This is a genomic window from Alteriqipengyuania sp. (assembly GCF_964222115.1).
Classification (GTDB): domain Bacteria; phylum Pseudomonadota; class Alphaproteobacteria; order Sphingomonadales; family Sphingomonadaceae; genus Alteriqipengyuania.
Genome location: NZ_CAXQBM010000080.1, coordinates 17,793 through 38,989, shown reverse-complemented (window position 1 = coordinate 38,989; position 21,197 = coordinate 17,793). Strand labels below are relative to the sequence as shown.

At 62.8% G+C, this 21,197-nt stretch carries 20 protein-coding genes and 1 tRNA gene; 9 read left to right on the top strand and 12 right to left on the bottom strand.

From position 1 onward, the window contains the following. A partial coding sequence (locus ACEQXE_RS12710; protein ID WP_370179834.1) for a DUF5597 domain-containing protein occupies positions 1–1,652 on the top strand: 1,652 nt, incomplete at its 5' end. Positions 1,653–1,741: 89 nt separating this feature from the next. Here the strand turns inward: ACEQXE_RS12710 and ACEQXE_RS12705 are convergent. The 3 genes from ACEQXE_RS12705 to secE form a co-directional block, all read right to left on the bottom strand. After that, entirely contained in the window at positions 1,742–3,310 is a 1,569-nt protein-coding gene (locus ACEQXE_RS12705; RefSeq protein WP_370182906.1) for a hypothetical protein, read from the bottom strand. A gap of 377 nt (positions 3,311–3,687) precedes the next feature. Continuing rightward, entirely contained in the window at positions 3,688–4,224 is a 537-nt protein-coding gene (gene nusG, locus ACEQXE_RS12700; protein WP_370179831.1) for a transcription termination/antitermination protein NusG, read from the bottom strand. Between the two features lie 18 nt (positions 4,225–4,242). Continuing rightward, positions 4,243–4,464, bottom strand: a complete 222-nt coding sequence (secE, locus tag ACEQXE_RS12695; protein WP_370179829.1) for a preprotein translocase subunit SecE — start codon at positions 4,462–4,464, stop codon at positions 4,243–4,245. Positions 4,465–4,702: 238 nt separating this feature from the next. On the opposite strand from secE, the gene ACEQXE_RS12690 reads away from it, so the two are divergent. Further along, positions 4,703–6,226 (top strand): alanine/glycine:cation symporter family protein, encoded by a 1,524-nt coding sequence (locus tag ACEQXE_RS12690; RefSeq protein WP_370179827.1) that lies wholly within the window; start codon positions 4,703–4,705, stop codon positions 6,224–6,226. An 81-nt stretch (positions 6,227–6,307) separates the two neighbouring features. Here ACEQXE_RS12690 and ACEQXE_RS12685 read toward each other — a convergent pair whose 3' ends face one another. From ACEQXE_RS12685 to ACEQXE_RS12675, 3 genes are all read right to left on the bottom strand, one after another. Then, a complete protein-coding gene (locus tag ACEQXE_RS12685) occupies positions 6,308–6,457 on the bottom strand; it encodes a hypothetical protein (protein WP_370179825.1) in 150 nt (49 codons plus the stop codon). Positions 6,458–6,653: 196 nt separating this feature from the next. After that, positions 6,654–7,094, bottom strand: coding sequence for a VOC family protein (locus ACEQXE_RS12680; RefSeq protein ID WP_370179823.1), 441 nt, complete (start codon positions 7,092–7,094; stop codon positions 6,654–6,656). Positions 7,095–7,127: 33 nt separating this feature from the next. Next, positions 7,128–7,203: transfer RNA gene (locus tag ACEQXE_RS12675), tRNA-Trp, on the bottom strand. Positions 7,204–7,366: 163 nt separating this feature from the next. On the opposite strand from ACEQXE_RS12675, the gene ACEQXE_RS12670 reads away from it, so the two are divergent. The 5 genes from ACEQXE_RS12670 to ACEQXE_RS12650 all read left to right on the top strand — a co-directional run bounded on the left by ACEQXE_RS12670 (position 7,367) and on the right by ACEQXE_RS12650 (position 13,349). Continuing rightward, positions 7,367–8,644, top strand: a complete 1,278-nt coding sequence (locus ACEQXE_RS12670) for a cytochrome P450 (RefSeq protein WP_370179821.1) — start codon at positions 7,367–7,369, stop codon at positions 8,642–8,644. Then, complete coding sequence (locus ACEQXE_RS12665) at positions 8,641–10,095, top strand: MBOAT family protein (protein ID WP_370179819.1); 1,455 nt, start codon at positions 8,641–8,643, stop codon at positions 10,093–10,095. Before ACEQXE_RS12670 ends, ACEQXE_RS12665 begins: the two co-directional genes overlap by 4 nt. Then, positions 10,095–11,093: a hypothetical protein gene (locus ACEQXE_RS12660; protein ID WP_370179817.1), complete on the top strand. Its 999-nt coding sequence runs from the start codon at positions 10,095–10,097 to the stop codon at positions 11,091–11,093. The genes ACEQXE_RS12665 and ACEQXE_RS12660 overlap by 1 nt, the downstream gene beginning before the upstream one ends. A 76-nt stretch (positions 11,094–11,169) precedes the next feature. After that, positions 11,170–12,333: a hypothetical protein gene (locus ACEQXE_RS12655; RefSeq protein WP_370179815.1), complete on the top strand. Its 1,164-nt coding sequence runs from the start codon at positions 11,170–11,172 to the stop codon at positions 12,331–12,333. Then, on the top strand, positions 12,330–13,349 hold the full coding sequence (locus tag ACEQXE_RS12650; RefSeq protein ID WP_370179813.1) for a TauD/TfdA dioxygenase family protein: 1,020 nt from the start codon (positions 12,330–12,332) through the stop codon (positions 13,347–13,349). Before ACEQXE_RS12655 ends, ACEQXE_RS12650 begins: the two co-directional genes overlap by 4 nt. A gap of 10 nt (positions 13,350–13,359) precedes the next feature. Here ACEQXE_RS12650 and ACEQXE_RS12645 read toward each other — a convergent pair whose 3' ends face one another. Next, the gene (locus ACEQXE_RS12645; protein WP_370179811.1) at positions 13,360–14,943 is read right to left on the bottom strand and encodes a radical SAM protein; all 1,584 of its coding nucleotides are present in this window, start codon (positions 14,941–14,943) and stop codon (positions 13,360–13,362) included. 77 nt (positions 14,944–15,020) lie between these two features. Between ACEQXE_RS12645 and aat the strand changes: the two genes are divergently transcribed. Continuing rightward, complete coding sequence (aat, locus tag ACEQXE_RS12640) at positions 15,021–15,719, top strand: leucyl/phenylalanyl-tRNA--protein transferase (protein ID WP_370179809.1); 699 nt, start codon at positions 15,021–15,023, stop codon at positions 15,717–15,719. Here the strand turns inward: aat and ACEQXE_RS12635 are convergent. From ACEQXE_RS12635 to ACEQXE_RS12620, 4 genes are all read right to left on the bottom strand, one after another. Further along, positions 15,665–16,168, bottom strand: a complete 504-nt coding sequence (locus ACEQXE_RS12635; RefSeq protein WP_370182899.1) for a DUF2155 domain-containing protein — start codon at positions 16,166–16,168, stop codon at positions 15,665–15,667. The two genes, aat and ACEQXE_RS12635, sit on opposite strands and share 55 nt — an antisense overlap. Further along, positions 16,168–16,566, bottom strand: a complete 399-nt coding sequence (locus tag ACEQXE_RS12630) for an NADH:ubiquinone oxidoreductase subunit NDUFA12 (RefSeq protein WP_370179805.1) — start codon at positions 16,564–16,566, stop codon at positions 16,168–16,170. Before ACEQXE_RS12630 ends, ACEQXE_RS12635 begins: the two co-directional genes overlap by 1 nt. A 72-nt stretch (positions 16,567–16,638) precedes the next feature. Further along, entirely contained in the window at positions 16,639–17,130 is a 492-nt protein-coding gene (locus tag ACEQXE_RS12625) for a DUF192 domain-containing protein (protein ID WP_370179803.1), read from the bottom strand. Then, complete coding sequence (locus ACEQXE_RS12620; protein ID WP_370179801.1) at positions 17,127–17,687, bottom strand: regulatory protein RecX; 561 nt, start codon at positions 17,685–17,687, stop codon at positions 17,127–17,129. The genes ACEQXE_RS12625 and ACEQXE_RS12620 overlap by 4 nt, the downstream gene beginning before the upstream one ends. Positions 17,688–17,842: 155 nt before the next feature. On the opposite strand from ACEQXE_RS12620, the gene ACEQXE_RS12615 reads away from it, so the two are divergent. Continuing rightward, positions 17,843–19,594: a fatty acyl-AMP ligase gene (locus tag ACEQXE_RS12615; protein WP_370179799.1), complete on the top strand. Its 1,752-nt coding sequence runs from the start codon at positions 17,843–17,845 to the stop codon at positions 19,592–19,594. 6 nt (positions 19,595–19,600) lie between these two features. On the opposite strand, the gene ACEQXE_RS12610 is transcribed toward ACEQXE_RS12615, so the two are convergent. Continuing rightward, positions 19,601–21,178, bottom strand: a complete 1,578-nt coding sequence (locus tag ACEQXE_RS12610; RefSeq protein ID WP_370179797.1) for a TIGR00341 family protein — start codon at positions 21,176–21,178, stop codon at positions 19,601–19,603. Positions 21,179–21,197: the final 19 nt, after the last annotated feature.

Genomic DNA, 21,197 nt, shown 5'->3' with positions numbered 1-21,197 from the left:
AACCATCGGGGAGGGAAAGGTTGCGTTTGGCGAAGCTGCTGAGTTTCTGGGCCGTGCTGCTGCTCGGCATCGCCATGCCGATGCAGGCGGGCGCGCAAACGCCGCTGCCGCGGTTCGAAAGCGGAGGCGAGCACCCTGCCTTGCTGGTCGATGGAGAGCCTTTCCTCATCCTCGGCGCGCAAGTGAACAACTCGTCGAATTACCCCGCCATGCTCGACGAGGTTTGGCCCACGTTGGAGCGAATGGGTGCCAACACCGTCCTGATGCCGGTCGCGTGGGAGCAGGTCGAACCGGTCGAGGGGCAATTCGATTTCTCATTCGTGGACGTGCTGCTCGACCAGGTGCGGTCACGCGACATGCGCGTGGTGCTGCTGTGGTACGGCACATGGAAGAATACCGGCCCGTCCTACGTCCCCGCATGGGTTAAGCGTGACACGCAGCGCTTTGCCCGGATGCGCAAGGCGGACGGTTCCGCCCATCTGGTGCTCAGCCCGCATGGCGAGGCGACGATGCAGGCCGATGCGCGCGCTTTCTCGATGCTGATGCGACACCTGAAGCAGGTCGATCCGCAGCATACGGTGGTGATGGTGCAGGTCGAGAACGAGAGCGGCAGCTGGGGGCTCGACCGCGATCGCAGCCCTGAGGCGAACGCACTGTTTGCTGGTCCGATACCGCAGGAGCTTGCCGAGGGACTAGGGATAGAGCGACGCTCTTGGTCCGATGCGTTCGGCCCGCGCGCCGCGCAGTTCTTCAATAGCTGGTATGTTGCGCGCTATGTCGACACGGTCGCGGCGGCGGGGCAGGCTCAGAAAGACCTGCCCATGTTCGTCAACGCTGCGCTCGGCAATGCCTTCACCGACGAGGGCGGCGATGTCGGGCCTTCGGGCGGGCCGAACTGGAACGCGCTGCCGATCTGGCGGATCGCCGCGCCCAATATCCCCGCCTATGGGCCGGACATCTACAATCGCGACCCGAAGGCGGTCGAAGCCTATCTTGATCGCTATGCGGCGCATGGCCCCCTGATGGTGCCCGAGATCGGCAATGCAGCCGAATATGCGCGGTTCATCTGGCCCGCCATGGGTCGCGGGGCGGTGCTGTTCGCGCCGTTCGGGATCGACGGCACGCGCTACTCCAACTATCCGCTCGGCGCGAAGGAACTGGACGAGGACACGCTCGAAGCCTTTGCCGCGCCGTATCGCCTGTTCGGCCAGATGCCGCGTGAATGGGCGCGGATCGCGCGCGAACATCCCTTGTGGGGGACCGCGAAAGGCGAAGACGGAGCCGATCAGACGCACATAATGGGCCAGTGGAAGCTGACCGCGCAGTATGCTCGCTGGGCGTTCGCGGAGGATGACTGGACCTGGATCGAGCGCGATGCGCATCCACTGGCCGATGTCCCCACCGGCGGGCTGGTCGTCGCGCAGCTGTCTGACGACGTGTTCCTTGTCGGCGGTCGCAATGTAAAACTGCGGATCGCCCTTGCCCAGCCGGGTGCGGGTCAGCAGGGCGAAGTCATCGAAGCGCAGGAAGGACGCTTCGTCGATGGCGAATGGGTCATGCGTCGCCGCTGGAATGGCGACCAGATCGACTGGGGCTTCAATTTCGGTGCGGAGCCGGTGTGGCTGCGGATCGAGATGGACGTTCTGGAGTAGCGTCAGCCCCGCTCGAGCGTTGCGACCTATGACCAAAGCACGATGAAAGACTATCGTGCCAATCAGACGGCAAAGCGACCAAATCTGCCTCAAGGTGTTCGGCAATAGGCATCCCTGGTAGTCGGGCAATGGAATACTCGCCGATCGGAGACGTACACGCCCATATCCTTCGGCACATCGCGGTTGCCGGGATAGTCACGTGCCGTGGGATGAATGCCAAAGCCACATCCATAGGCGCGGTAGCCGCTGGTCATGCCGATCTCGCGAATTCCCGAATCTCCACCACACGCTAGGGCAAGCTGCGCAATGGTGTTGGGAGCGTCGAGCTCCAGAATATTCATCTGCAATGGCCCATGACATCGCCACTGTTTGCTGTTCGCCCGGGGTTCGCAAAGCACCACGCCCTCGATCCATTCGACCGGACGATTCCGCTCTGCTTCGGCCACGCGGCGCGCCTCTTCCACACGCTGACGCTCGGCATCGACCTCGGCTTGTGCGAGACGGCGATCCTCCGCCTCGCGCGCTTCACGCTCCTGCCGCAATTGCTGGGCCCGTGCCTGTTCCTGCGCAACCAGCCGGTCACCGGCGCTGGGGGCGGAAGTGCTTGTGCCCGACGCACCACTTCCCTGTGGCTGGGCCTGCGCTTCCGATCGTGCGCGCGCCAATGTCTGTTCGAATTCCCATTGGCTGCGTTGCGCATCGGCGGTCGCTTGCACGCTTCGATCTTCCATCTGCTGATAGAGCGCGTCGTTGCCTCCTTCGGTAGAGCCGATCACGGCGCCGCCCATTGCACCGATAATCGCACCCGCGCTGCTCCCGCCGCTTTCGGCATAGCCCGTTGCCGCCCCCATTATGGCACCACCTAGAGCACCGAAAAACCCCGGGCCGCTATCCTTCTTTTTGGGTCGACTGGACTGCGCCAAGGTTGCAGCCGAAGCGCTTGCGAGGTTTGTCGCGGCCATCGGCGCCTTGTAGCTGACTGCCGAGTACTTGCTGACCTTACCGTTCTTTTTCTGCTTATAGCCTTGCGAAGCAACCTGACCGTTATCGAGCAGCGTCTCCACGGTGAAAATATAGTCACCTGAATAGTCGCGGCCGGAGTACCGGAACTGGCGCGCATTGTCGGGCGAGCCCAATACTCGGGAACCGTACATCGGCAAACCGCTCACCAGATCGAGGCGGTAAACGAAACTGTGCTTGCTGTTCTCCTTGCCGCCAGAATGGACGACCGAGTCGATGCTCAGTACCAAGCCCGGATAGAGCCATTTATACTCATACAATCCGACAACATCTGTATCAGAAGCATTGCTTCGATAGACCTTTCCCGCCATTTGCGCGAGCGGCCCCCAGTTCTGCGCCATGCCCTCTGGAGTGATGGCCCTTTTCCATGCCGCCTTTATCCGCTCTTCCTGCTCGCCAGTGACGCGCGGCATGGAAACGACCGTTCCGTCCGGGACGTAAACGGTCATCCCCGCACCAACATTCGAGGGACTCGGAAAGACATAGCGGCTGCCAGTGTTCCGGGCAGTGAACTGCCACAGGCCGGGGCCGACCTCGATCGGTCCACCCTTGTCAGCCGCGAGGACTTGCCCATTGCCATCGCTGATCTGACCAATCGGCCCTAGCTGTGCGGACATGATCCACAATTCGCCATCCACGGTCTTGTCGATCAGCTGGACCTGTTCGGTCTCGGGATCGCGAAAGATCGCCCCCCAAAGACCCGATAGATCATTGCTCGCCTTCTTGGAGGCGGCAGTCTGCTTGGGCATTGATGCACGAAGCGCCTTGCAGCCATCGCTGACGCGCTGTTCCTCAGTGGCGCAGTTCCTAAGGTAAAGATCGGTGACCGACTGGGCGCTCGCGCCTGTCGGCAATGCGACGACCAAAAGCATAGCAAGGCCAAGAATACGCAGCATGAGTGGTCCCCCGTATCGCCGCACGCAACGCGTACGGCCCAACCGAGAAACTTCTCCGCAGTTTCAGGAGTTTGTCAATCACCCGATGTGTGGCTCGGGCGCTCTAACGCTCCTTGCGACTACTTGACCAGTTCGACCTGTTCGAAGTCGAGTTCCACCGGCGTCGCGCGGCCGAAGATCGACACCGAGACCTTGACCTTGGCCTTGTCGAAATCGAGCTCTTCCACCACACCGTTGAAGCTGGCGAAGGGCCCGTCGAGCACCTTGACCTGGTCGCCGATTTCGTAATCGACGCTGATGTCCTTCTTGGGCGCGGCCTTGGCTTCTTCCACCCCGCCGAAATAGCGTGCAGCCTCTTTCTCGCTGATCGCTTGCGGCTTTGCGCCTGCGCCCAGGAAGCCGGTCACCTTGGGTGTGTTCTTGACCAGGTGATAGATATCGTCGGTCATGTTCAGCTTGGCCAGCACGTAGCCGGGCATGAACTTGCGTTCGACCTGCACCTTCTTGCCGCGCTTTACCTCGGTGACGGTCTCGGTGGGGACCTGAACCTCTTCCACGCCCTCCGACAGGCCAAGGCGTTCAGCCTCGGCAATGATCGCATCGCGGACCTTGTTCTCGAAACCGGAATAGGCGTGAATGATGTACCAGCGTGCCATGGAATATCCTGCGATCGATCAGGCGAGCGTGAGGAGGAAGCGAACGACCGCGCCGAACAGCGAGTCGATGCCGAAGAAGAACAGCGAAAGGATCAGCACGAGGATGCTGACGAAGATCGCGGTCTGGACCGTCTCCTGCCGGGTCGGCCAGACGACCTTGCTCGCTTCGGCGCGTACCTGACGTGCGAATTCGCCGGGGGATGTCCTGCGCTTCTTCGTTTCCACTTTGCCTTCGGCCATGTCTGCCGTGCCCACCTGATGGTTATCGAATCAAACTTTTGCGTCTCTTTCGGGAAGCCGGGATCGCCCTCGCAATCCAAAGATCGGGAGGGCAGGTCTGCAGCTTCGATGTCTTGAGACCCGTCCGCATCTAGGCGGGCATTGGCGCAAAAGCAAGGACCGCGCGAAAGACATTGCGCTGCACCCGCAGCGGCTTTAGCGTCCGCGCCTTTAGGGACGCATTCGGGGGATTTCTTGTATGGCTGCGGATACGCAGGTGAGTTTCGCGGACCGCATGGTCGCGCCGGTCACCAATATTTCCGACTTCATCTGGGGCGGCACGTGGAATGGCGAGGCGGTGATCCCGTTCCCGCCACTGGCCCTGATCCTGCTCGGCGTGGGCCTGTGGTTCATGATCGGCCTGAAATTCTATCCGCTGACCAAGCTGGGTTCGGCCATGAAGGGCCTCTTTGCGGGCCGCAAGGGTGCCGGCGCGGGTGAGATTTCGCCATTCGCTGCGCTCTCTACCGCGCTTTCGGGTCAGGTCGGTACCGGCAACCTTGCCGGCGTAGCCACTGCTATCGCCCTAGGCGGGCCCGGCGCGATCTTCTGGATGTGGATCACCGCGCTGTTCGGCATGGCGCTGGCCTTTGCCGAAGGCGCCCTCGCCATCCGGTATCGCGAAACGACCTCCGACGGGGTCAAGCGCGGCGGGCCGATGACCTATATCATGATGGGGCTTGGCCCGAAATGGACCTGGCTCGCGATCCTCTTCTGCATCGGGACGCTGTTCAGCGCGCTGGTTACCGGAAATTCGATCCAGGCCAATGCCGTGGCCGACGGCCTGAACGAGCTGTTCGGCATCGAAGAATGGCTCGGCGGACTGATCGTCGCCATCCTCGTCTTCATCGTCATCATCGGGGGCATCAAGTCGATCGGCCGCGTGGCGGAAAGCGTCGTGCCGTTCATGGCGGCCGCCTACATCGTGATGGCAGTGATCGCGCTCGCGCTGAACTTCGGCGATCTGGGCGAAACCTTTGCCTTGATCTTCCACGGCGCCTTCAATCCGCAGAGCGCGGTGGGCGGCTTTACCGGCGCAGCGATCATCATGGCGATCCGCGCCGGTGTGGCGCGCGGCCTTTTCTCCAACGAAGCAGGCCAGGGTTCGACGCCGATTGCACACGCAGTCGCCCAGACCGAGGATCCCGAACAGCAGGGCCGGATGGCGATGCTGGGCACATTCATCGACACGATCGTGATCTGCACCATGACCGCGCTGGTTATCCTGACCGTGCGCGGCGATTTTACTGCGGATGGCGAGCTTGTCGCGCATGCATGGCAATCGGATCGCGTCGGGTTCGAAATGACGAGCGGGGCCTTCGCGGCGGCATTCCCGGTCGAAATCGCGAGCATCCCGATCGGCACACTGGTCGCCAGCATCGCTCTGCTGCTGTTCGTGTTCACCACGCTCCTCACGTGGAGTTACTACGGCGAACGGGCGATCACATTCATCTATGACCGCTTCCCCGGCTCGTCGCGTGGGGGAGAGAAGAACCTGCATATGGGCTGGCGCGTGCTGTGGTGCGTGGTGATTTTCATCGGCGCCGCACAACCCAGCGAACTGGTCTGGCGACTGGGGGATATCTCCAATGCCACCATGCTTCTGCCCAACGTACTCGCCCTGGCGTTGCTATCGGGAGTGGTCTTTGCGCTGTCGCGCGGTGACCGGAAGGCGGGCAAGGATTTCCACGCGGAGACGCCCGAAGAACCGGAAGAATATTAAGCCGGATGCAAAGAGGGCCGGAGTGCTTCGAAACACTCCGGCCCTCTTACGCTCGTAAGCGGTACTGAGCTCTATCGCGGCTCAGACTGCGCCGAACAGCCGCTCCCAGAAGGATGGCTGGTGCATCGGCTGGATCTTGCCGTACTTCATCATCCGCAAAGTCGCATCGCTATGCGAACGCGGGGTGGTCCAGCTGTCCGGACGGCTGCTGCGGAAAGGCATGCTCGACATTGGTCAACTCCTAATTTCGGCACGTGCGTGCACTATGCCGCGAAAAATGCACGCCTCGTAAGGAGCGTTCCCGAGATTCCTGTGGGAACAAATCGGAGCCTTCGCGAAGCGCCCGAAAGCCCCGTGAATCCCGCAGGTTCCCACCGACACACAAATTTTCCGATATGTGGCCAATCGGGCGCAGCGCCCTGCTGGTTCACCAGCTGCCGGTGTTTTCCATCGATGCCCACGGCTCCTGCGCAGGCAGCGATTCGCCTTTCTGGAGCAGCTCGATCGAGATGCCATCGGGCGACCGGACGAAGGCCATGTGCCCGTCGCGCGGCGGGCGGTGGATTGTCACCCCGCCGTCCATCATGCGCTGGCACGTCGCGTAAATATCGTCCACGCGGTAGGCGAGATGGCCGAAATTGCGCCCGCCGGAATATTCCTCCGGATCCCAGTTATAGGTCAGCTCTACCATCGGCGCCTTGTGCTCGCGCGCATGGTCCTCGTCACCCGGCGCGACCAGGAACACCAGCGTGAAGCGTCCCGCCTCCACTTCCTTGCGGTAGGCCTCCACCAGGCCGAGCTTGTTGCAGAAGAAGTCGAGCGACTCGTCGAGGTCGCTCACCCGGATCATGGTGTGGAGATATTCCATCGTCGCGCCTCTGGTCTGGCCGTTTGGCGAAAATGGCAGGGGTGACAGGATTCGAACCCGTGGCCCTCGGTTTTGGAGACCGATGCTCTACCAGCTGAGCTACACCCCTGCAGGCGGAAGCGCGCTCTAGGGCGGGCTGCTCCGATTGGCAAGCGCTAGGTGACGGAGGCATAACGCCTTCGCCCTTCCCGCCTCCTTTGCGCAGATTGCGGCAAGCGCTTGTTCGCTCAGGTGAAGAGGATTAATGCCCGGCGTTTCGACGCGGGGGGAATATGGCGGCATTTGAGCCACCGAAACTGGACATTCGCGGTTTCTCCGACAGCGTCGTACCCTCCCTTGCCGCAATTATGGAGCGCCCGGCTGAGCATTGGCCGTGCGAAATCCTTTCCCGGCGGGTCACCTTGCGCGAAACGCCGCGCAGGCAGGTGGTCTTCGTGACCGAACCGGGCCTGGCCCGGCGGATTCTGACTGACCGGGCCGGCACCTTCGTCCGGTCCAGAATGCAGAACCGTTTTTTCGATTTCAGCTTTGGCAAGAGCCTGCTCGACAATCGTGGCGGCCAATGGATGGAGCATCGCCGCAGTATCGCCCGACCCATAGCACCACACCGTGTGGCCCGGTTGTTGCCTGCCGTAGCAAGCGCATGCCGGGATCGGATTGCGAGCTGGGAAGAATACGAGGGTGACGCAGGCCTGCCGTTGCTGCGGGAAATGCGCATCCTCGCCTTCGATGCATTGTGGCGCGCACTATTTGCGGTCGAAGCCAAACGAACAGTCAGCGATCCCGAAATCGTTGCGGCGGGAGCGCGGCTTTTCGCGGCGCATCACAAGGGCTTCGAGCACTATATCGAGGAGCTGCGGGACCTGACCGAATGGGTGATGGGCCGTTCCCGAGATGGTCTGCCGGGGCTGCCCGAAGGTGACACGGCCCAGCCGCTCGACGTCAATTCGACGCTGATCTTCCTCGACGCAGGGCACGACAATGTGACCGCGACGATCGGCTGGGCGCTGTGGCTGCTCGCGCACAGGCCAGACTTGCAGGAGAGGGTGCGCGCGGAGTGGAATCACGCGGACGCTGCGCGCGCAGACCCGGAGAAGCTACCGGTGACGATGGCGTGCATCCGCGAAACGCTGAGGCTCTATCCGCCTGCCCCGCAGATTCTTCGCGACGTGGCCGAACCCGTCGAACTCGACGGAACCCGTGTCGGCAGAAATGCGATGATCGTCATTCCGGTCTACGCCCTCCACCGATCCGAGCTGTGGTGGCAGGAGCCCGATGCCTATCGCCCCGAGCGCTTCCTGGGTCAGGAAGGCGACGATCCGCAGGCGGCCGCGTGGATTCCCTTCAGCAAGGGAGAGCGGGCCTGCTTCGGCGCGGCATTCGCGCAGATGGAACTCGCCATGTTCATCGGCCTGATTGCCGACCGGTACGAACTTGCCCCCAACCCGGCCGATCCGATGCGGTGCACGGCAAGATGGGTGCTTCGGCCAGAGGCCGATGCGCCGATCCTGCTCCGCCCCCGAGATACGGCCAGAGCCGTCCGCACGTGATCTTCCACTCGATCGATTACCTGCTGTTCCTGCCGCTGGTCGCGGCGCTATTCTTCGCCGTGCCGCACCGCTGGCGCTGGGCGCTTCTGCTGGTCGCCAGCAACATCTTCTACGGCAGCTGGCGGATCGAATTCCTGGCACTACTGTGGTTCACGACGCTGGTCGATTTTTTCGCTGCCAAGGCGATGATGCGCACGCAGCACAAGGTGCGAAGGCGTTTCTTGCTGATCGCGAGCATGCTGTGCAACCTGGGGCCCCTGGTCTTCTTCAAGTACAGCGCACTGCTGGCAGGCACGACGCTGTACGACTTGCGGATCGGCAATTTCACAATGGCCGACGTGATCCTTCCGCTGGGAATCTCGTTCTACACCTTCCAGACGCTCGGCTATACGATCGACGTGTTCCGCAAGAAGCGCGAGGCCGAGACGCATCTCGGCATTTTCGCGGTCTACGTGATGTATTTCCCGCAACTGCTCGCCGGGCCAATCGAGCGGCCGTACAAGCTCTTGCCGCAATTACGCGAAGAGCAGGTGTTCGAGGTCCGCCGAGCCGCCATGGGCTGCGCGCTGATCCTGGTAGGATATTTCAAGAAGCTGGTGATCGCGGACAGGCTGGGCCTGATGGTTCCCGATATCCTTGCCGCGCCCGAGGTACACACCTCGCTTACGGTGACGCTGGCCACCCTCGGCGCATTCTACCGCTATTATGCCGACCTGTCGGGCTATGCCGATATCGCCATCGGATCGAGCCTGATCATGGGGATCGCGCTGTCGCGCAACTTCAACCGGCCATTCGCGGCGGTCTCCATCGCGGAGTTCTGGCAACGCTGGCACATCACTGTAACCCGGTGGTTCACCGACTATGTCTATATCCCCATTGCGCGCAGCACTCGCGTTGGCTCCCGCATCGTGGCCAGCATGGTCACCTCGTTAATGCTCGGCTTGTGGCACGGCGCCACCTTCGCCTGGCTGCTGGTCGGTGTGCTTGCAGGCCTGCTGCTGACTGCCGAAGGTGCGATCCGGCGACAGCGCGGAATGCTTGCGCGGACGCGCCGCAGGCTCGGCAAGATCGGGATCGGCGAAGGCCCGTCCCGCATGATCGGCCGCAATCTCAATCGGGTCGTGCTGTGGATCTTCCTCCTGTTCGTGGGCTCGATCGTCAACACACCGGGCTGGGACCAGGTTTTCGCAAGCTGGAGGAAGATTGCCGCCTTGCCTGGCGATGTGCTGACACTCTCTGCCGGGTTCGGGACCTATAACCTCAGCCTGCTGTTCATGTTCGCCATAGCGGCAATGGAAATCTACGAATGGCTCGATTCCCGCCGCCCGGTGTTCGACCGGCTAGAGCGCGCCGGTGCGCTGATCGCCTGGCCGTTCTGGTGGGGCCTGGCCGCCATCATCCTGGTGTTCGGCGTGTTCACCAGCTCCGGCTTCCTGTATTTCGAATTCTGATGCGCTGGTCTCGCCTCTCGGTCGCCGCTTTCCTCGTCATGGGCCTGTTAGTGCTCGGCACGCTCAATATTGCCGGTCGCCTGCCGATCAACGGGCCGACCGAGCCGCAACTGATGAAGCAGCGATACGAAGCCATCGCCGGGAAGGATGCGGTTTCGCTGGGCGGCTCGATCGGGACCGCGATCGATTTCGACGCCATGTGCGTTTCGGGCGCGCGCTTCTATAATAACGGACAGGACGTATTCGAAACCGAAGCGTTGGTGGACCTGATCCTGTCTCGCCCTGACGCCCCGCAGATTATCCTTCTGGTTACGAGCCCTACATCCATCGGGCACGACAACGGCCTGCCAGCGCTCGCAGGCGCCTATCAGAGGCGGTTCACTTACCGGTTCTTGCATGGCGAGGGCGAGTTCGGGCTGATCGATGGCGATCTGAGGCAAGCCGTTTTCGCCGAGGCAATGCCCGCTATCGGTCATCACCTGCGCAACCCGTGGCATGGTGCAGCATTGCGCTGGCTGGGCCGATTGCCTGCGCCGGACGTGACGACCGCTGCCGATACCCGATCGATTGACCCCCGTCAGGCCGAGGCACTCGCCAAGGCGCAGGTCGCTGCGTGGCAGGCCGATGCGACAGAAATCGCCTATTTCGATCCGCACGTGCACGCGCGCACACGTGCTGCCCTGCTCCGCATTGCGGAGAAAGTAGAGGATCGAGGCGCACAGCTGGTGGTAGTTTTGCCGCCTTTCATCGACCAGATGAGCGATCCCCTGCGCGAGGCCGGCTGGACGAAGATCGACGCGTTTTGGCCGCTCCTGCAAGATCTGGAAAGGCGAAACGCGCTTGTGCTGAACGATTGGGACAACCGCGCGGCCCGGTTGGATCCTTCGCATTTCCGGGATGCGGTTCATCTCAACGCGCCGGGTGCGAAGGAATATTCGAAAAAAGTCGGACGCGAACTTCGTCGTCAGAAACTTGTGCAGCGGCGGGACTGCAAGTAGTTTCTCCTATTTCTCGCGACGAAACAATACGCTAGTATATCTGCTGATCGATAGGGATCAGAGGGGTCTGGCGGTAATGGTCGCGAGCAGGAAAGACCGGTTGGGCCGTGTGGCCCGATTACTTCGCGAGAACCCGCATCTGCGCCCCGGCTACGAACGTGCAAAAACCGTCGTCCGCGCTTTTCGTCGGCCCGCGTTCTACGAGGTCGCCACCCGCTGCAACCTGTTCTGCGAAGGCTGCTACTATTTTTCCGACGATTTCGCCCCACCCGCCCACGAGGTGAAGGACCAATCCGTTTGGGAAGAGTTCTTCGCTGCAGAGGCCAGACGCGGCGTCACTATGGCCTATTTCGTCGGTGCCGAACCGGCGCTGGAGCAGGAGCGGTTGCTGGCAGCGGCCAAGTGTTTCCCGCATGGGAATATCGGCACCAACGGTACGGTGAAGCTCGACCCGGCAATCCCCTACCGCATCGGGGTTTCGGTATGGGGTGTGGACGAAGAGGTCGATACCAGCCTGCGCGGCGCCAATGCCTTTGCCAAGGCGATCCGTAACTACGCAGGCGATCCTCGCGCAATTATGCTCTTCACTCTTACCAGGACCAACCTGGGCGATGTGCGACAGTTGGCGGAAATTTGCGCGGACCACGATCTGCCGCTGACCTTCAACATGTATTCGCCCACCCAGAGCTATGTCCGCAAACTGGCCGAGCGCATGGGGCCAGACGGGCGGTTTTTCCGTATATCATCCGAAGAGAACAACCTGCGCTGGGACGAGGGAAGCCTCGCCGCCGCGCGGCGGATCATGGACGAAATGCTCGAGGATTATCCCGACACGGTCGTCTATTCGCACGCCTATAACCGGTGGGCGACGCAGATCGGCCCGCTCTACGACATCGACCCCCAGACCGGGATCGCGCGCGATTGCCATTCGCGGATGGTGGAGCCGATGCGCTACTTCAAAACCGACCTGCGCCATGCGGCGCTGGAGAAATGCGGCACATCGGACACGATCTGTTCCGAATGCCGCATGTATAGCGGCGGATGGTCGTCCAAGTTCGAACCGCGCGACGAGGATGTGCGCGACGCGCGCAGCTTCGCGGAATGGACCGGCATGGTCGAAACGCTTGGAAGGATTTTCCTGTTACAGCGTAAGCCAGAGCAGCAAATCGCGTCGAACAACGTTTTCGAATGGGTCCGAGTGGACGAGGTCGCAGACGCCAGCCTGGTGCTGGCAAAGTGAAGACCGCACCGCTTACCAACGGCACCGAAGTTACCGATATCGACCTGCACGACGATGCCGCATGCGAGGAACTCGGTCGGCTGGCTGCACACGAATGTGTCGTCGTGGTTCGCCAGGCTGTCTCTGAAAAACGACTGCACGATATCCAGACTTCATGGGGCCAGCCCGTCAACGGCCATATCAATAAGCTGGTAGCCCGCCGGGATCTGCGCGGACGCCACTGGCGGGACATGTTCCTGACCCTGCAAAGCATGGCCCGACCGATCGAGGGCGATGTTCCGCGTGAAGGTATTTCACGCGTCAGCTTCAACCGCGACAGGAAGAACCGCGTGACCGGCCTGTTTCCCAATGGCGAACTGGACTGGCACTCCGATCACCAGTCGCACACGGATAGCCAACGAATGATCGGCCTGATGAGCCTGTGGGGTTCGAAAGGCAGCCAGACGCGCTTCCTGTGTACCGCGCCCGCGCTCGAAGCGCTGAACAGCGAAGACCGCACGATGGTGGAAGAACTGGTTTCGGTCTGGGCGTGGGACGGGGGCGAAATGTGCCGCGGGCTCGAACCGGCGAGCATGCAGGTAACCCGCTACTCGATGGTCCCGGCCGACGGCATGGAAACACCACTGCTCGACAGCACGGCGACCGGGCGGCGTGGTGTCCATTTCCCCAGCCATTGCTTCAGCCATTTCAAGGGAATGAGTGCAGGAGAGAGCCAGAAGTACAAGGCGCATCTATGGGCGAAGCTGAACCGGCCCGAATACATTTATTCCCACGACTGGGAGGATGGCGAGATCGTGTTCATGGACCAGAACATCACGCTGCACGCGCGCCCCACCGATGTCGTGGAAAGCGATACCCGCACCATGACGCGCATGATTACTTATATGGACAAGCTGTTCCCCGGCCACGGGCCGCGCGATACCTTCCTCCACAACGGCAAACGGATCGGCCTGTCTCAACTGGCCGCGCTCGCGGATGCACAGCGCCGCAGTCAATTCGAAATGGGAGAGGTCTGAGGCCCGCCGATCAGGCGGATAGCGCACACCCCGGAATCGAAAGCACCTGATCGAATGGCGGCGCAGGCAGCCTCGCCCAGTCCGCATCGTAGACCCCGCGTTGGCGGAAATTGTGCAACGCCAGCAGCCAGGTCGTCATGATATCGCCGAGCCCGTCGCGCAGTTCCGGGCGTTCGCGCATCATTGCACGGCATTTGCCCACCACGGATGCTACTTCTGCATCGGCGCGCGCCAACTCGCGGATCATCCGGGCGAAGCGCCGGTTGGCGTCGGCCCGCCCCGGGGGATCATAGGGCTTCGCGCGCGCCAGCAGCGGATTGGGGCCGAGCACGCCTGCGATCCTGCAGAACCGTTCGAAGAAGGCATCCGGGCTGAAGAGCCGGCTGATCAGCCATCGCGTGCCCAGCGACAATTCCTCCCGGCTCATCTGTGCGGGTACGATATTGGTTTCCACATCGGCGGCGGTGAACGCCTTACCCGGGCTTGCGACGATCCGGCCCGCAGCCAGCATGTCTGCATAGAGCGGGGTGGAGACGGGCGCATTGAGCGAACTGATCTTGAATGTACCCACCGGCATTCGCTGCGCAAATTCGTATTGCTGCTCGAAAATGCGGGTCGTGTCGGCATCGAAACCCACGATCAGCCCGGCCTCGACGCGCAGGCCGTTCGACACGATCCGTTCGACCCGGCCAATTATATCGCGACCGACATTCTGGCGCTTCTGCGCTTCCTTCAGACTCTCTTCGTTGACCGTCTCGATCCCGATGAACAGGGTCAGCAGGCCCGCTTCGGCACACAGTTCGAGCAGCTCGGGGCTCTGCCCCACGTCGACCGAGACCTGGGTGGCAAAGGTCACGAAGTCGCGTCCGTCATGGCCATTCCATGCGGCAAGCGCTTGCAGCAGGCTGGTTGCGCGGCGGCGATAGACGGTGAAATTATCGTCCGCGAGCATGATGCGGTTATAGCCCAGATCGTAAAGCTGCTGGACTTCTGCGATCACCTGCGCGTCGGTCTTGTGACGTTGCACGCGGCCAAGATACTGGATCACGTCGCAAAAATTGCATTCGAACGGGCACCCGCGGCTGGTCTGCGCAACGCCCATCAGCGCGCGATCATTGTCGTAGGCGCCCCAGACCGGAAGCGGCGACAGTCCAAGATCGGGTCGCCCGCCATCGTAGCGGGGTTTCAGCGCGCCGCCCTGCATATCCGCGTAGAAAGCGGGGGCAATCTCCTCGAACTCGCCGGTTACTGCGACATCGTACTGGCCGGTGAAAAATTCCGGGTCGAGCGTGATGTGAGGGCCGCCGACGATGACAGTCTTGCCGCGCGATCGAAATTTGCGCGCGATCTCTATGGCCCTGCGCGCCTGCGAGACATTGGCCGAAAGGCCGATGAAATCCACCTCTGCATCGAAGTCGACCGGCTCGAGCGCTTCGTCATGCAGGATGCATTCGACCCCGGCTGGTGCCAGTGCGGCGACGGTCGCGATGCCGACCGGGGCAACCCGCGCCAGCGACCGGCCGTCTGCGGCCGCGATCCCCGCAAAGTCGGAGCCATCCTCTGCCTGAGGGGCAATGAGCAGGAATTTTGTCACGACGCAGCGCACATTATACGCATGCGCAACCGCCTGCTATCCCTTCCTTTTGTGACCCGTGTTAGGAGCCGAAATCGATGCTGCCGATCGTTCCGCCTCCGATCCTGATTTCCGCCTATCGCCAAGGCCTGTTCCCGATGGCGGAATCTCGGCGCGACCAGGACATCTTCTGGGTCGAACCGCGCGAGCGGGCGATCATCCCGATCGGTGAATTCCACTGCTCCCGCTCGCTGGCACGCACGATCCGGCGCGAGGTTTTCGAGATTCGCGTGGACAGCGATTTCGCTGGAACGGTGCTCGCCTGCGCCCAGCCGCGCGCCACTGGCGAGGATACGTGGATCAGCGGGCGAATTGCCGCGAGTTACCAACGGCTGCAGGAAGTCGGCCATGCTCATTCGCTGGAGTGCTGGCAGGGCCCCGAAGGCGAACAGGAGCTGGTGGGCGGCGTCTATGGCGTCGCATTCGACCGCGTGTTTTGCGGGGAAAGCATGTTCAGCCGCCGCGACAATGCGTCAAAGGTGGCGCTGGGCTGGCTGCTCGCGCTGCTACAGCGTGCAGGCTGCCAGCTGTTCGACTGCCAGTTCATGACCGGGCATTTGGCCTCGCTGGGTGCAATCCCGATCCCTCAGGCGGAATATCTGGAGCGGCTGGAGGCGGCACGCGGCGAGCAGCGTCTATCACTGCCGCAGGCACTGGCGGAGGTCCAACGCGAGGCGCTGGCCTATTCTTCCTCGCCCGGGAAGCTCATCGCGCATTCCTTGACCCAGACATCGTAGATCGGGTGCTCGACCACGTTCAGGCTGGGCGAGTTGCGGAACAGCCAGCCTGAGTGAACCTTCTGCCAGCTCGGTTCCGATTCGGTGCCGACACGCTGGCGCACGAAGACCTGCACGAAAGCGCCCTCTTCCTGAGGCAATTCCCACGGCGCGGTCTTTTCGCATGCTTCCAGCCGGATCACGACATCGCCCATGCGGGCCGCCTCGCCCGGCTTGAGCTCGAAGTCGCGGCTGACATTATTGCGCTTGTTAAGCAGGCCGATCGTCGCAACCCGCTCTGCCATCGGGGTCCCGATCCCCTCGCCCGCATCCTCGCGAGCGGCCGATCCGCCTTTGGTCAGTTCTTCGGGCACTTCGGTTTCGAGCGGCGCCGTCTCGGGCGGGTTATTGTTGCAGGCGACCAGCGCCGCAGCACCCAGGAAAAGGACAGCGAGAGCGCGCATGGTCATTACTCGCCCGGCGACCAGGCCTCGTAGTCGCCGCTCGCGCGGGCGCGGCGACCACCGCGCTGCAACGCGCCGCTGGGCAGGTAGGCACCGGCGGAGCCTGTCGCATTCGGTGTGTAGTCTGCTTCCCAGATGCGCGGTGCGGGAAGGAAGCTTTCGGGCACATCCTCACCCGATCCGTGCAGCCAGCCGTGCCATTCGGCGGGCACCTTGCTCGCGTCATTGGCGCCATCGTAGATGACCCAACGGCGCTCACGCTGCCCGTCTTTCACCTTCTTGCTGCGATAATAGCGGTTGCCCGCGGCATCGGTGCCCACATGCTCGCCCTTGAGCGAGGTGAAGACCGAAGTGCCGATCGTGGCACCATGCCACCAGGTGAAGATCTGTCCGAGAATGCTCATTGCGGGTTGCGGACTAGCGCAAGGCAGTGGCGGGGCCAAGCCGCTTTCGCGCGCTTCCTCACCACTCCCGTTTTACCAATCGACGCGGTCGCCGGGCGCGATCCCAAGCTCGGCGGCACGGCCGCCCGGTATCTCGAGCACAGCGCCGGTGGGTCCTTCAGCAAATACGCTGTCGAGCGAATAGGGCGTGGTCTGCGCGGCGATATTGATAATGCGCCGGTCCGGCCCGATGAAAATGATGTCGAGCGGCAGCGGCGTGTTCTTCATCCAGAAACTGGCCACGCTGTTGTCTTCGCGCGGGAAGATCATGCCCTCGTCGGGCCCCAGTTCGGTGCGGAACATCAGGCCTTTCGCCTGTTCGGGGCCGGTCTGCGCAACTTCGGACCGGAACACATGATCGCCATTTGCTGTCTTGACGGTCACCGGGATGATGCGGAGGCCCGAAACGGGGTGAGTTTCCTGCTCCGCCTCGACATTGGCGGCGGACTGCCCCGAATCGGCGCCGGCCTGGGGCGAGCATGCAACCAGAACGGCAACCGCTATAGCGGCTGCGAATCCCTTCATTCCTCTACGCTGAATGCCCATTCCTCGGCCTCTTCCTCGCTTTCGGCATCGACCAGCGCGCGTGCCGTATCGAAATCATGGCCCGCCCGCACCAGCGCCGCAAGCTGCTTTTCGCGGCCCCTCTCGTCCGGTCTATCTGTGGCGAACGGCCCCAGCCTTCGGCGCCGCGCGAAAGCGAGCGCGGCAGCACGTGTTTCCGCTTCGGACGGGGGTGCCAGATCGTGCTCGTCCGTGTCCACGCCGGCATGATGGAGCGCCTGTGCCACACGACGGGCGCCATATCCGCGCCGCAGCAGGTCGCGTGTGCGGGTCTCCGCAAAGGCAACATCGTTAATGTACCCGAGTTCGACAAACCGCTCGATCAGTGCATCAAGCGCGGGTTCAGCCTCGCCCGCCCAGCCCCGCGTGCGCAGCTTGCGCTGCAAATAGTGCTTGAGCTTGGCCGCCGTGGTGGCGTAGCGGCCCGCATAACTCAGCGCGAGATCACGCAGGGAAGCCTCATTCAGAGGCTGTATTACCTTGCGACGCCGCCGCGAAGTCTCGGGGGATTGGCCCATGGGACATAATGATGCCACACTCCTTGAGGATTGGAACCGCCCTTATGTTGGGAACGACGATTGTGATCGACCAAACGCCTGCCTGGCGCATGCCTCCTCGGGAAACAGCCTGAGGACCGGCCCTCAAAGCGGTTAACAGGATTACGCTCTCTCCTATGCAAGACACCCTCATTCGACCGACGCCCAATGATTGCGCGCTTCCGCGCCGACGGGCGGATTTCGCGACCTTCAACGAAGCGATCGATTATGCCGCGCTCTCCGAGAAGGGGCTCAATTTCCACGACATGCGCGGCACGCTGGAGCGTGCGTATACCTATCGCGAGATGCGCAAGGATGCGCTGGCGATGGCGCACAAGCTGGTTGCGGCCGGGATCAAGGCAAAAGACCGCGTAGCGCTGATCGCGGAAACGTCGCCCGAATTCGCGGCACTGTTCTGCGCGTGCACTTATGTTGGCGCATGGCCGGTCCCGCTGCCCCTGCCGACCGGGTTCGGCGGCAAGGAAGGCTATATCGACCAGCTGGTGGTCCAGCTGGAAAGCGCCGATCCCGCGCTGCTGATCTATCCGCCCGAAATCGAGGAAATGACCCGCGCAGCTGCGGACCGCGTCGGGTGCGAAGGGATCGACTGGGATAGCCTGGCGCAACGCGATGCGCCCGAGGTGGAGCTTCCCACAGCCCAGCCAGACGATATCTGCTACCTCCAGTATTCGAGCGGCTCGACCCGCTTCCCCACTGGCGTCGCCGTGACCCACAAGGCGCTGCTGCACAACCTGTATGGCCATGCGCAGGCAATGGACCTTGGTACCAATGATCGCTGCGTCAGCTGGCTGCCATGGTATCATGACATGGGGCTGGTCGGCTGCTTCCTCAGCCTCATCGCCAACCAGGTTTCCGCCGATTACCTGAAGACCGAACATTTCGCGCGGCGCCCGCTCGCATGGCTCGACCTGATCAGCCGCAATCCGGGCACCACGCTCTCCTATTCGCCCACCTTCGGCTACGACATCTGCGCCCGCCGGATCTCCAGCCAGAGCCATGTCGGCGACCGGTTCGACCTGTCGCGCTGGCGCACCGCAGGCAACGGAGCGGACATGATCCGGCCCGACGTGATGCAGAACTTCGTCAATGCCTTTGCCGATGCCGGGTTCAAGGCGAGCGCCTTCACGCCCAGCTACGGCCTTGCCGAAGCGACCCTGGCGGTCACGGTGATGCCGCCGGGCGAGGGTATCCGGGTGGAGCTGGTCGAGGAAGAGCGCCTGTCGGGCGCACGCCCCAATCTCAACCGCCCGGCCCGCTACCGCGCGATCGTCAATTGCGGGAAGCCTCTGCCGCAGATGGAAGTCGAGATCCGCGGCGAGAATGGCGCGGCAAAGTCAGATCACCAGATCGGCAAGGTCTGGTGCCGCGGGCCCAGCATCATGCACTCCTACTTCCGCAACGAGGAAGCGACCGCCGATTGTCTGGTCCCAAGCGAAGATGGCGGGGGCGCATGGCTCGACACGGGCGACATGGGCTACATGGCCGATGGATACCTGTTCATCGTGGGCCGCGCGAAGGACATGATTATCATCAACGGCAAGAACCACTGGCCGCAGGATATCGAGTGGGCGGTGGAGCAATTGCCGGGCTTCAACCATGGCGACATTGCCGCCTTCGCGGTGGAGCGCGAGGATGGCGAGGAAGCGCCCGCCGTGCTGGTGCATTGCCGCGTGACCGACCCGGAAGAGCGCCGCGTATTGCGCGAAGCCATCCGCGAGAAGGTCCAATCGGTTACCGGGATGAGCTGCCTCGTCGAGCTGGTGCCGCCGCGTACGCTGCCGCGTACCTCGTCGGGCAAGCTCAGCCGTGCGAAGGCGAAGCGCCTGTACCTGTCCGGAGAAATCCAGCCTTACAAGCTGGCTGCCTGAGGGTTCCTATTCCTCCGGGATTGCCCATCTCGCGCTAACGCTTCCAGACCTGCCCGATACCGTATCGAACTCGGCTGCGATGCCAGCATCGGCAAGCGGCTTGCGTATCGCATCGAGCTGTTCTTGCGTACCGGTGAGCCGCACGGGAATGCCGATGCGGCGCTGCGCCCAGATCACCAGTTGCAGCGCCCTGCGGCCCTGTGCGGTCGGCGCAAGCTCGTCATCCTCGTCCTGCTCGCTCAGCGCGATGTCCGGCAGCGCGCGCAGCGGAGGCACGATGCGGATATCCCACTCGGGCTCGGTCGCGTCGACCCGCCGCTCCAATTCGAGGTAGGCAGCCAGCGTCGCCCCGTCGAGCGGCTTGGCCGTGACCAGCGCCCTCCGCCGCTGGCGGTCTATGGTCACATCCTCCGCCGGTACGCCTGCCATGATCGCCAACCGCTCGGCGATGGATTGCGCGCGCTGCGCCGCCTCCGCTTCCTGCGCACGGGCATTGGCGAGTTCTGCTTCCTCGGCTGCCTGCGCGCTCGTCCCCACACGCAGCTGGGTCAGCGTAACATCCACCGGCTGGCCCAGTTTCTGCTCCATCTCCTCGCTCGCCAGCCGCTCGGCATCGGCGATGATCTCGGGCGTCAGCACGGTGGCAGAAACTTGGATCGGCTGGACCTGGTAGTCGGGCACGATGTCCGAAATCCTTGCCCGCCCGTCGAAGGTTTCGATCACGATGGCGTTGATCTGGCGGGTGGTGTTCGCCTCCCAACCGATCCGGTAGAGCGACAGGCCCAGCGGCACCGCCAGCGCGACGAAAGCCCCGAAAATGAGCAGCGCCTGCATCTGGCTCTGCTTTTCGGACAGGCTGGTGCTGAACCCATAACCGCGCGCCATCGCCGTCGCCGTCAGGGCGATTGCCGTCAAGTTGGTGACGAAGAGGAGCGAGGCGCCCCAGAACACGGTCGAATTGAACGTGGCGAGGCCATAGCCCACAGCAGCCAGCGGCGGCATCAAGGCGGTGGCGATGGCCACACCCACGATGGTGCCCTCGCGCCCCCGGATCACCGCGTAGGCGCCCGCTATGGCGGAGAAGATCGCGACCAGCAGGTCGAACAGGTTGGGCTGCGTGCGCGCCGCGATTTCCGGGGTGACCGTCTTGATCGGCGAAAAGACAACGATCAGCGCGCAGAACAGGATCGCTAGCCCCACCCCGATGGCGAGCGAGCGGCCCGCCCGCCGCAGCCATTTCGCATCGCCCACCGCCAGCGCGAACCCGACCCCCATGATCGGGTCCATCAGGGGCGAGAGCAGCATGGCGCCGATCACCACAGCCGGCGAAGACAGCAGCATGCCGAGGATGGCGATCCCCGCCGACATGCAGATCATCAGCAGGTAGCGCGCAGTCAGTTCACACTCGGCGCGGCGCTTCTCGATCACGGCGGCCTGATCGACCGTCCCCGCGACTTCGATGGTCCACCACCGGGTGAAGGCGGTCACGACATAGTCGATCCCGACCCGGCGACGCTCGGCAGTCGAGTTGTTCGTAGAATTTTGCGCGTCGCTGATCGCAGACGAAGGCGAAGGAGTTTGCATGCCGAGGCCTTATCGCGGA